Source organism: Dietzia sp. CW19, from assembly GCF_014145265.1.
GTDB lineage: Bacteria > Actinomycetota > Actinomycetes > Mycobacteriales > Mycobacteriaceae > Dietzia > Dietzia natronolimnaea.
Map to the genome: position 1 here is coordinate 4,247 of NZ_JAALEE010000547.1, position 937 is coordinate 5,183.

The window sequence follows — 937 nt, forward strand, 5'->3', positions numbered from 1 at the left end:
CCGCCCGAGCCCGTGGCCGTAGAGGTGGGCGTCCGCCGTTGTTGTCCGGGGACAAACTGCGCACCGCCCGCAAGCTCTACGAGCAACAAGACATGACCGTCGCCCAAATCGGCGAGGTCCTGGGGGTCAGCCGCACCACCGTCTACCGAGCGCTGCAACGCGGGGCCGATAAGCCCCCGGCTCCGCGCCGACAGAAGTCGACGACGGCGTAGCAATGAGCGGGGGCAGTGAACCTCAAGGTTCGATCGGCGCCCCCACTGGTGCGAAGACTGCCGCGGCCCGATGGCAGGTCCTACGCCAACACGTGGAGAGCGGGGTCCCGCTGACCCAGTTGGCCGCAGCCGAAAAGGTCGGGGAACGCACTTTGCAACGCTGGCTCGCCGCGTATAGAAAGGGCGGGATCGCCGCGCTGGCTCCGGCAACGCCACCCAAGCGTGGGCGGCGCACCCACCCAGACCTTGTGGCCTACATCGAAGGCCTGGCGCTGAGTACGCCTCGGCCGTCCACCGCGGCGATCTTCCGCAAGGCCGCCACGACCGCCACCCGCCGCGGATGGCCGATGGTCTCCGCGAGCACCGTGCGGTCCATCGTGACCGGTCTGGATCCCGGCATGGTGACCTTGGCTCACCAGGGCGCAGCGGCCTACCGGGACACCTACGAGTTGGTGTGGCGCCATCGAGCCGAGCGGGCCAATGCCACCTGGCAGGCCGACCACACCGAACTCGACATCCTCATCCTCGACGCCAACGGGCGGCCCGCCCGGCCGTGGTTGACCGTCATCCTCGACGACTACTCCCGGGCGGTGTGCGGCTACATGGTCTTCCTCGGTGCACCCTCGGCGATGAACACCGCGCTGGCGTTGCGGCACGCGATCTGGCCGAAGAACGATCCGAACTGGCCGATGTGCGGCCTGCCCGATGTGCTCTACGTCGATCAC

General features: G+C 68.6%; 2 protein-coding genes. Both read left to right on the forward strand.

Going from position 1 to position 937, the window contains the following annotated elements; all coding sequences use genetic code 11:
- On the forward strand, positions 1-212 hold a 212-nt coding region (locus G6021_RS15570), incomplete at its 5' end, for a helix-turn-helix domain-containing protein (protein WP_182641684.1).
- Between the two features lie 32 nt (positions 213-244).
- Positions 245-937: helix-turn-helix domain-containing protein (locus G6021_RS15575; protein ID WP_347238985.1), on the forward strand; the 693-nt coding region annotated here is incomplete at its 3' end.